Raw genomic sequence first — 9876 nt, 5'->3', positions numbered from 1 at the left:
AATAAGTACGGCCAGCGCCGCCGCACCGGCCCTTTTTAAACATTTCTTTTTCATAGGAACTCCCTTTATGGTGTTGCTTTATCCTATGAAAATCCTCCAAAAAAGTGCCTGGCACAGCTTCTGTTTTATAGATTTGCCTTGATCTTCTCTATCATCTGCTGGTATTCCTCATCGGAAAGAAAGGTTTTTCCAGGATTCATCTGGAAGGTTCCTCCCCACTCATCCCCGTCCTTATACTTGGGCACCAGGTGCATATGCAGATGGCAGCCTGTATCTCCGTAAGCGCCGTAATTAAGCTTGTCGGGATGAAATGCCGCGTGAATGGCTCTTGCCGCATGGGCTACGTCCTCTATAAACGCATTTCTCTCCTGTTCGGAAATATCCACGATCTCACTTACATGGTCTTTATAGGCAACAATGCACCGCCCGGGCTTGCTCTGCTCCTTAAACAAAATCAGGCTGCTTACCTTAAGCTCGCAGATAAAAATTCCAAACTTTTCCAGCAGCTCTCCTCTCATGCAGTAACCGCAATTTATATCCTTCATATTCTGTCCTCCCTTATCACCCTGGCGATATTCTCAGGGCTCCTGTTTAAGATCAGCTCCGGCGGAAAACCCACCTGTTCAATCAGCGCAAGCGCTGCGTCAAAACGTCCCACATCATAACAAATATGACTGTCTGTGTCCAAAAGGATAGAAACCCCATACTTTCTGCAGGCCTTTAAAAGCTCCGTAATGTTCTCCCTTCCGCCCTTTCTTGCAGACAGGGGATGCAGGGAAGAGTTGTTCACCTCCAGCACCTTTTTCTCCTTTGCCGCCGCCTGGGCCAGCATTTCATAATCTAATGGATATCTGGAATCATCCGGATGCCCCAGGATTTTCACAAAAGGATTTTTCAAAGCCATGATGCAGGCTTTTGTATTTTCCTCTACGCTTCCTGGCTTCACACAGGGCACATGGAGGCTGGCAATGATATAATCCATTTTCTCCTGAAGGGCGCCGTCAATGTCCAGATGACCCTCATAATCCATAATATTGGCCTCAATGCCGCATAAAAGCCGCAGGTCTCCATACTGTCTGGGAATCACTTTATAGTTGGAAAAGAAAAAAACGTGGGGTCCGCCGGGCATTGCCGGTCCGTGCTCGCTCAACCCCAGAAACAAAAGTCCCGCTTCCTTTGCCGCCTCTATGTTTTCCCTTAAAGTACTGTACCCATGGCCGCTTGCCATAGTATGCGTATGCAGGTCCATCACCATTTTCATTTTTGTCCCATCCTGTTTCCTTATTTCTTTTTCGTCTCGTGCTTGTCCCCACCAGATCCAGCCTGAGACGCACTCAGGCCATCCACCATCTTTTCAATGATCAGCTTTTTTACATAGACATCAAATGCAAGCATACAGATAAAGGCAAATTTCCGCAGAAAATCCCCGCTTTCCTCAGGCGCATTCTGAAAGGTTTCCTCTGACTGCTTATATTTTTCAAGCACATCCGCCTTCAGTGCCTCCACCTGAGCCTTTTCCAAGGCAAATACCTCCTTGTAGACGCTTTCCAGATTGAATTCCTTTCCGTTCTGGAAAAACTGCCGGGATATAGGAGACAGCAGCGCCTGTATATCGCTGATGGACAAAATGTTTTTGTAGTAATAAATAAAGATGAGCAGAAGAACATGCTCTCTGGAATATTTCTTTTTTACAGGAGGCGGAAGCAGATCGTTTTTGGCATAGTTATTGATCATTGTCTTTGTTAGAATCTTATCCTCCTCCGGATATCTGGCAGAGGAACGCAGCTTCCCATCCATAAAGGTAGTGACCTGATCCATATAAAGGTCAATATTGGGAATGTCCTCCGGCTTGATCACTTCAATTCTGTCCAGGCTTGACATTATGCTGTTTAATAAATCGTCAGAATCAATCGTCATGTAACCCTAAGCCCCTTCCTTCTTTGCGGCTGTCCTCTTTCGCACCGCATCAGTTATATTATATAGTATTCAATACTACATGACAACACTTTATTTTACAATCTTTTCTCGATAATTTAAGGAATTCTTTCCCGGCCTCACTTTACTTTACAACTTTAATATGATAAAATGACCATGAAAAAGGCAAACGGTGAGGTGCTTTATTTATGAACAAAAAAATCAAGACAGAAGCGGTAGATTCCTTGTTTGATGCCATCCTGAGCCTTGAGAGCCGCGAGGAATGCTACAGTTTTTTTGAGGATCTGTGTACGGTCAATGAACTGCTTTCCCTTTCCCAGCGGTTCGAGGTTGCCGCTATGCTTAAGTGTGGCAAAACCTATCTGGAGATAGCCGAAAAAACAGGAGCCTCCACGGCCACCATCAGCCGTGTCAACCGATCCTTAAATTATGGAAATGACGGCTACGAGCTTGTATTTGACAGAATGGGAAAGTAAAAAACAGACGCCCGCATTACAGCATGGCGTCTGTTTTTTACTCTCCATCGTTCAAAGAAGCCTCATTCCCCGCTACGTCTGTGTTCTCCCGTAAGGATGCATCTGCCGTTTCTTCTCTTTTAGCTTCCTCCTCCACCTCTTTTAATGCCTCCTCCAGGGCAGCCTTGGCGGATTTTTTCCCGGCGCGCACAGCCTTCGGACTGGGCTTGGGCCTTTTTTCGGAAGCCTCCTGATTCATATTCACCCCACCCTGGAATACCGCATTTTCATCGATCACAATAACCTTGGTAGAGATGTCTCCGAATACTCTGGCTGTGGAGGTCAGCTCTGTTTTTTCAGGCGCATTCACATCACCCTGAACCTCCCCGCCAATCATAACAGAGGCAGCCGTAATATTGCCATATACAGAACCTGTGGCGCCAATGATCAGCTTTCCTGTCACGGTCACGTCTCCGCTCACCTTCCCGTCCAGCCTCACCGACCCCTTCGCACTAAAATTGCCGGTACACTCCGAGTCGCTTCCAAGTATGGTGCTGATTTTTACTTCCGTATCCTTTTGTCCCAACATAATCTTCCTCCTTATGCAGCCTTGCTTTTCCTGAAACCGTTCCTTAACCGCTGATGGCAAGCATATCCATTGGATTAATATACGCGCCATCCTTCATCATCTGGTAGCCAAGCTTTGTATTTTCCTCTCCGATCAGAAACAGTGTTGTCCCCTGTACCACAGAATCCCCCTGGTTTACCATCACGTCCCCCTGGTTTCTGTAAATGGTCACATATCCGTTTCCATGGTCGATCCAGACATTATGCCCGTATTCCCCATCGTCGTTGACAGCCGTCACCGTGCCGCTGGCGGCAGCTACCACCATAGTGCCTGCCGAGGCTGTGAAAACACAGATGGGATCGCCCTCCTGGGCCTCCTCCATGGATGCTGAGCCTGTCAGCGGAAACTCCGTGGGAAGGCTCTGCTCCTCCAGCTGTCTGGCCAGCTCACTCTCGCTCTGGGTTTTTTGATTCACCGTTTCACTCAGAATTTGAATTTTTTCATTCTGACTTTCCACCTGTGCCTCCAGCTCCTGCTTTTCTTCCTCCAGCAGAGTGATCTGATCCGTCAAGTCCGTATTTTTCTGATTTACTGTTTTCCAGGTGTCTACCCAAATCCTCTCCTCATAAATAAAATAACCGATGAAGGCTCCCAGGACAACGCAGAGAATTACGATAATGGTCTGCAGCAGCCATGGTTTAATCCGAAACTGCCTTACATTTGCGTCAACTGCATCGGATGTAACAATTACCACATGGTTTGTCTTTCGTTTATGCTTTTTGGATTCCATATAAAAGTCACCTCCGGTAAACTATCTCATTTTACCACAGGTGACTCTTTACATCAACGTTTAGTTAACATTTTTGTAACATTTTTCCAAAGAAATTTCCCATTTTACATTATTTTTCCTTAAAAATAGGGCATTTTTTTGTATGTATTGCACAATTTCAAATTTGCTTTAAAGCTGCAAAGACATGTCCCCTTGTGCAATAACCCCTTTCCTCCTCATCCATTCTGACACAGCAAAAGCAATCAGAGCCGGAAGAATAAAGTGCATGACCGCGATCAGAAAAAGCGCCCAGGGGCCGCTCATTCCCCCGGCCGTCATAGACTCATAAGCTGCAAACTGTCCCACAAAGCCGGCAGAGCCCATCCCTGAGCCCACTGGTGTGCTGGTCATTCCAAGAACCGCCGACGCTATGGGGCCCAAAATCGCACTGGAGACAATGGCAGGAAGCCAGATCGCCGGCTTCTTTACAATATTGGGCACCTGCAGCATGGAGGTACCCACTCCTTGAGCAATGAGTCCTCCCATTTTATTTTCCCGAAAGCTGGCCACCGCAAAGCCCACCATGTTACAGCAGCAGCCAACAGTAGCCGCTCCCGCGGCAAGACCGCTTATATTCATGGAAACCCCGATGGCCGCAGAGCTGATGGGAAGGGTCAGTATCATGCCCATCAACACGGATACAATCATTCCGCCGATCACCGGATGTCTTTCTACGTTGAAGTTCACCAGGGCTCCCAGCCAGCCCATAAAGGCCGTTATCGGAGGGCCCGCCACAAAGCCCAGCACTGCGCCTGCCAATATGGCGCAAAGGGGCGTCACAAGAATATCCACTTTCGTTTTTCCCGCTATGAGATGTCCTGCTTTGATGGCTGCAAGGGCAGCAATAAACGCTCCAAGGGGTTCTCCCGGAGCACCCAAAGTAAAGGCCTCCATGGAGGTTACGCCGGGGAATGCGCCTATCATTCCCGCCGCAGCGGCGGACACCGTCACCAGAGGACCCTCCTTAAACTTACAAGCCACGCCCACGCCGATTCCAGCGCCTGTCAGGGTTTTTGCCACATTGCTGATGACAATAAGCCGCTCCCCCAGTCCGCCTCCCATGAGACTGCCCACCTGGGCAAGGATTGTGCCGATGATCAGCGTGGAAAATAATCCCAGGGCCATGCCGCTTAAGCCGTCAATAAAGATTTCATTCAGACATTTCTGCACTTTTTGCAAGACCTCCTTCTTGTCAAAGGCCTGCCTTTCTTCCAAAACTTCCTTTTCCATAATATATGCTCCTTTTTTCTGTATAGTTTCTTGTAAAGTCATCTGTCTTGTCAGTCAAATGACATCCTATCACACATCTAAACAGAAATCAAGAGCCAGAAGCATATTCTCTTCCACACTCGTAACAGTTCCGGAAGCAGCTGTTTACTCCTTGCACATGGCAAGCACCTGCTTCCACGAAAGCGCTCCCCCAAAAAGATCAAGGGCGCTGCCCGCCGTCACGTTCACCCGGTTTTTCCCCAGCTTTTTGATCAGTCCAATATCCTCGTAGCTGTGTACGCCGCCTGCATAGGTGACGGGCCTTCCCTCATATTTTCCCAAAAGTGTTACCACTTCTTTTTCAATGCCCTTTGATTTTCCCTCCACGTCCACGGCATGTACCAAAAATTCGCTGCAGTATTCTTCCAGCCGCTCAAGAAGGGCCGTTTCCAGCTTTTCCTTAGTAAGCTTCTGCCAGCGGTCCGTCACCACCAGATACCCCTCTCTTGTCTTACGGCAGCTCACGTCCAGCACAAGGTGTTCCCTTCCCACCGCCAGACACATCTCCTTCAGTCTGTCATAGCGGATTTCGCCGTTTTGAAAAACATAGGAGGTTACAATCACAGCAGAGGCGCCCGCCTTTAAAAATTCCTCCGCATTTTGCGGGGTAATGCCCCCGCCTGCCTGCAGCCCCCCAGGGTATGCTCCAAGGGCCAGCAGCGCCTGTTTTTTTGTTTTCTCATAATATTCGCTGTCCACGCCGTTTAGCAGAATCACATGTCCGCCCTTTATGCCGGCTTTTTGATACAGCTGTGCAAAATAGCCTGCATCCTTGGAGGAAACAAAATTTTCCCGGGCCTGATCGCCCTCGTCTCTTAAGCTTCCCCCAACAATCTGCTTTACCTGCCCGTTATGTATGTCAATACAGGGTCTGAATTCCATTTTCCCTCCACTCCTTTTGTATCCATTTTACACGAAAAAAAATTTGTTGACTACTGTTTGTATATATTTTCGTATGATACACATACTATTCACAAGCCAGCCAAAGCGCATTTTGCACAGACTCATATTCAACTGGTTAGAAACTGAAATGGAGGACAATATGAAAAAAGGAAAAAAGCTTCTTGTACTGGGCTTGGTGCTTGCCTACATGTGTATGGCCACAGCCTGCACCAACAATGACAAAAACAGTGACAATTCCGGCAGCCTGGCCGGAAGCGGCACTCAGAATGAAACAAGCAGCTCTGCTGCCGATACAAATACAAATGACGCAGGCGACAGCACCATGAATGACGAAAATACTGCAGGCACCGCCAACGGGACGGACAACGCGGTAAACGATGGCAATGAGACAAACGCCGGTGATGGAAACGGCTCTGTGCTGGATGATGCCGGAAATGCCGTAGGCGATATGGTTGAAGATGCAGCAGACGGCGTTTCCGATATCACCAACGATCTGGTGGGCGATGGGGACAACAATAGCACCACAACTGCCACCACCGCCGCTCCTTAATCACTTGATCTCACAAAACAGGGAAAAGGCCCTTTGTCAGCCTTCTCCCTGTTTTTTAGCTGTTTTTCCGATGCCTTTTCTGAGATCAAAAAATAGTGTCAGGAAGCCAGAATTTGTGCTATGATAAGGAAAGAGCATAACAGGAGGACAACAACATGGAAATCAGAAGAGCACAGGAAAAAGACATGGAGGATATCAACCGTCTGCTGCTGCAGGTGTGCCTGGTACATCACAGGGGCCGTCCGGATCTTTTTAAATACGGTGCAAAAAAATACACGGACCAGCAGTTAAAGGACCTGATTGCGGATGACAGCCGTCCCATTTTCGTAGCCGCAGACGAAAACGGACGTGTACTTGGCTACGCCTTCTGCGTCTTTCAGCAATATCCGGACAACAACATTCTCACGGATATCAAAACGCTCTACATCGACGACCTGTGTGTGGATGAAACCCTCCGCGGGCACCACATCGGACGCAGTCTTTACGATCATGTGCTGAATTACGCCAAAGAAAGCGGCTGCTATAATGTGACCCTAAATGTCTGGAGCTGCAACCAGGGGGCCATGAAATTCTATGAATCCTGCGGACTGAAGCCACAAAAAACAGGCATGGAGGTCATTTTAAAATGACCTCCATGCCTGCGGGCAGGCAGTCCTGCTTTACACCTCTTCCATGATCGTGCCCTCTCTGTAGGCTTCCAGAAGCTCCTCCAGATAAAAGATACTCTCCTTTATCTCCTTTCCCGTATCCGTATCCGCCACCATTTTCCGGGTGTGAAAGCTTTCCACCACAATGGAATCTGAAAAAATATCGGACTCCTTCTTTATGGCAGCCTCCGCAGACTCAAAGGGCTCGTGGGCCACCAGCCGCATTCCTCTGGAATTACATACCAGCGTATACCCGGCTATGCCTGTTTTCTTTTGGTATGCCTTGGAAAATCCTCCGTCGATGATCAAAAGCCTGCCCCCGCATTTGATAGGTGACTCACCATGTATCTGCTCCACCGGCACATGGCCGTTTACAATATGGGCGTCCTGTGTCTTAAGCCCAAACTCTGCAAGAATGCGGTTTATCACCTCCTCCTGCTCTAAAAGGCTGTAATAGCTGTTCTTCTTCTCCTCATGGGCTTCCTTGTCCGCCACAAAATAACGTTCAAAGGTAGCCATCTTCTCCTTTCCAAATACAGGAGAGCCCGGCCCCGCCCAGATATACCAGAACATATCCTGGCTTGAGATTCTCTCGTTTCCTTCCTTTGCGTAATATCCCCTTCTTGCGTAGTACTCCAAAATATCGTACAGTGCCTTTCCGCTGTACTCCTTTCCGCCGATTTCCACCTTCATAAAGCTTCCGTCCGGGTTTAAGGGCACGCAGCCGTGATAGAGAAGATTTCCGTTGTAAATCTTGTACATGCCCCCCTTGGCGAACAAAAAGCGTACATGTCTCTGCAGCTTTTCACACTTCATGAATGCCTGCTGTAAGCGCACCATGACCTTTGCCTCCTCCTCGGTCAGGTCATAGGGATGCGCCGGATCCACCGTGGGCAGATCCATATCCAGCATGGCATACTCTCTTCCGTTTACTGTAACCGTCTTTTTTTCATAGTCAATGCGGTGCAGAAGCATCCGCTCCTCCATATGAAATTCCGGGTGGCGCATGATCAGCTGTCCCTCCAGCTTAAACTGCATCACAGCTACGGCCTTGTGCATTTTGGTGTCCAGGCTCAAATCCTTTGTATTGTAATCCGTATTGTATTTTATGGCAAAAACACTGCAGTCCACATCAGAATAGGTCTCCAGCGCAAAGGTGGCTAGAGGCAGAAGATTGATCCCGTAGCCGTCCTCTAAGGCTGCCAGATTTCCATAGCGGGCCGCCATCCTCACCACATTGGCAATGCAGGCCATGTGGCCGCTGGCCGCTCCCATCCACACAATGTCATGATTCCCCCACTGCACATCCACGGAGTGATACTCACAGAGGGTATCCATGATAATGTGGGGGCCGGGCCCCCTGTCATAAATGTCCCCTACAATATGAAGATGGTCGATGACAAGACGCTGAATCAGATGGCTTAAGGCCGTGATAAACTGGGGTGCCCGGCCAATACGTATAATCGTGTGGAGAATTTCGTTGTAGTAAGCCTCCTTGTCCTGCACCTCCTCCTTTTCTGTAATCAGTTCCTCGATCACATAGGCAAAATCCTTGGGCAGCGCCTTTCTGACCTTGGAGCGGGTGTATTTGGAGGAAACCCGTTTAATGACCTGAACCAGACGATGAAGGGAAATTTTATACCAATCCTCTAAATTTTCCTCCTCCTTCTGTACAATCTCAAGCTTCTCCTCCGGATAATAAATCAGGGTGGCAAGGCTTTTTTTGTCCCGGCTGCTGATGGTGTTTCCAAACTCCTCGTCAATTTTTCTGCGCACGGAACCGGAGCCGTTTTTCAGCACATGGTTAAACTGTTCATATTCCCCATGAATATCCGTCAGGAAATGCTCCGTCCCCTTCGGCAGATTCATAATCGACTGCAGATTGATGATTTCCGTGGATGCCGCCGCCGTATTTTTATACTGGTGCGATAAAAGCCTGAGCACCTTCAATTCCTTTTCGTCCATCTGCCCCAATCCATTCCTTTCCCTGATCCTCCTATTTCACCCTGGCGTCGATCACATCGCTCATCTGATAAAGGCCCGTGCTTTTCCCCGCCAGAAACTTTGCAGCCTCCACCGCGCCCTTTCCAAACACAGCCTTGGAAAAAGCCTGATGGGAAAAGGTGATCACCTCGTCCTCTCCCGCAAAAATCACATCGTGCTCTCCCACAATGGTGCCGCCTCTGACAGCACTGATGCCGATCTCCTTGTCGGGCCGCTTCTGGCGCCTTGGGCTTCTGTCATATACGTATTCGTACTCGTTGCCAAATTCTTCATTGATGGCGTCCGCCAGAGCAAGGGCAGTGCCGCTGGGAGCGTCCAGCTTCAGCCTGTGGTGCTTTTCCACAATCTCCATGTCAAAGCCTGCCTCAGCCAGTGTCCTTGCGGCCGTCTTTAACAGCTTAAACAGCAGATTGATCCCCAGAGACATATTGGCGGAGCGCAAGATTGCAGTCTTTGCCGCAGCTTCCTCCACCCCCTTGATCTGCTCTTCACTCAGTCCCGTGGTGCACAGCACACAGGGAAGCTCTTTTTCCACACAGTATTTTAAAACACTGTCCACCGCCGAAGCCGTGGAAAAGTCGATCAGGCAGTCCGCCTCCACATTGCAGTCCCACAGATCGGAATACACGGGATAGGGATTGCGTCCGCTGTCTCTGATATCGATTCCCGCCGCCATGCAGGTCTCCTTATCCTCCTCCACCAGAGCGCTGATTACC

12 protein-coding genes are annotated in these 9876 nt (G+C 48.9%); 3 read left to right on the top strand and 9 right to left on the bottom strand.

All coding sequences use genetic code 11. The features are described 5' to 3' along the window. Positions 1-125 precede the first annotated feature (125 nt). From AC1WIP_RS06545 to AC1WIP_RS06535, 3 genes are read right to left on the bottom strand one after another with little or no spacing between them, the layout of a single operon-like run. On the bottom strand, positions 126-545 hold the full coding sequence (locus AC1WIP_RS06545; protein WP_481141092.1) for an HIT family protein: 420 nt from the start codon (positions 543-545) through the stop codon (positions 126-128). Further along, positions 542-1261: a phosphatase gene (locus AC1WIP_RS06540; protein WP_481141091.1), complete on the bottom strand. Its 720-nt coding sequence runs from the start codon at positions 1259-1261 to the stop codon at positions 542-544. Before AC1WIP_RS06540 ends, AC1WIP_RS06545 begins: the two co-directional genes overlap by 4 nt. Before the next feature lie 20 nt (positions 1262-1281). After that, the gene (locus AC1WIP_RS06535; protein ID WP_481141090.1) at positions 1282-1917 is read right to left on the bottom strand and encodes a DUF1836 domain-containing protein; all 636 of its coding nucleotides are present in this window, start codon (positions 1915-1917) and stop codon (positions 1282-1284) included. Between the two features lie 206 nt (positions 1918-2123). Here AC1WIP_RS06535 and AC1WIP_RS06530 point away from each other — a divergent pair, with 206 nt between their 5' ends. Further along, positions 2124-2411: a YerC/YecD family TrpR-related protein gene (locus AC1WIP_RS06530; RefSeq protein WP_481141089.1), complete on the top strand. Its 288-nt coding sequence runs from the start codon at positions 2124-2126 to the stop codon at positions 2409-2411. Between the two features lie 37 nt (positions 2412-2448). On the opposite strand, the gene AC1WIP_RS06525 is transcribed toward AC1WIP_RS06530, so the two are convergent. From AC1WIP_RS06525 to hisA, 4 genes are all read right to left on the bottom strand, one after another. After that, positions 2449-2979 carry a bactofilin family protein gene (locus AC1WIP_RS06525; protein WP_481141088.1) on the bottom strand — a complete coding sequence of 177 codons (531 nt, stop codon included), beginning with the start codon at positions 2977-2979 and terminating at the stop codon, positions 2449-2451. 43 nt (positions 2980-3022) lie between these two features. After that, positions 3023-3748 carry a peptidoglycan DD-metalloendopeptidase family protein gene (locus tag AC1WIP_RS06520; RefSeq protein WP_481141087.1) on the bottom strand — a complete coding sequence of 242 codons (726 nt, stop codon included), beginning with the start codon at positions 3746-3748 and terminating at the stop codon, positions 3023-3025. Between the two features lie 168 nt (positions 3749-3916). After that, complete coding sequence (locus AC1WIP_RS06515; protein WP_481141093.1) at positions 3917-4966, bottom strand: PTS sugar transporter subunit IIC; 1050 nt, start codon at positions 4964-4966, stop codon at positions 3917-3919. Positions 4967-5161: 195 nt separating this feature from the next. Next, the gene (hisA, locus tag AC1WIP_RS06510; RefSeq protein ID WP_481141086.1) at positions 5162-5938 is read right to left on the bottom strand and encodes a phosphoribosylformimino-5-aminoimidazole carboxamide ribotide isomerase; all 777 of its coding nucleotides are present in this window, start codon (positions 5936-5938) and stop codon (positions 5162-5164) included. Positions 5939-6098: 160 nt separating this feature from the next. Here hisA and AC1WIP_RS06505 point away from each other — a divergent pair, with 160 nt between their 5' ends. Both AC1WIP_RS06505 and AC1WIP_RS06500 read left to right on the top strand, forming a co-directional pair. Continuing rightward, positions 6099-6509 carry a hypothetical protein gene (locus AC1WIP_RS06505; protein WP_481141085.1) on the top strand — a complete coding sequence of 137 codons (411 nt, stop codon included), beginning with the start codon at positions 6099-6101 and terminating at the stop codon, positions 6507-6509. Between the two features lie 155 nt (positions 6510-6664). Further along, positions 6665-7138, top strand: a complete 474-nt coding sequence (locus tag AC1WIP_RS06500; RefSeq protein WP_481141084.1) for an N-acetyltransferase family protein — start codon at positions 6665-6667, stop codon at positions 7136-7138. Positions 7139-7168: 30 nt separating this feature from the next. Here AC1WIP_RS06500 and AC1WIP_RS06495 read toward each other — a convergent pair whose 3' ends face one another. Both AC1WIP_RS06495 and dapB read right to left on the bottom strand, forming a co-directional pair. After that, positions 7169-9121: a fructose-1,6-bisphosphatase gene (locus tag AC1WIP_RS06495; protein WP_481141083.1), complete on the bottom strand. Its 1953-nt coding sequence runs from the start codon at positions 9119-9121 to the stop codon at positions 7169-7171. Between the two features lie 31 nt (positions 9122-9152). After that, the coding region (gene dapB, locus AC1WIP_RS06490; protein WP_481141081.1) for a 4-hydroxy-tetrahydrodipicolinate reductase at positions 9153-9876 on the bottom strand (724 nt) is incomplete at its 5' end.

Source organism: Acetatifactor sp., from assembly GCF_982438285.1.
Note: the sequence above shows the minus strand (reverse complement) of the source record. Positions and strands in the feature narration are given on the sequence as shown.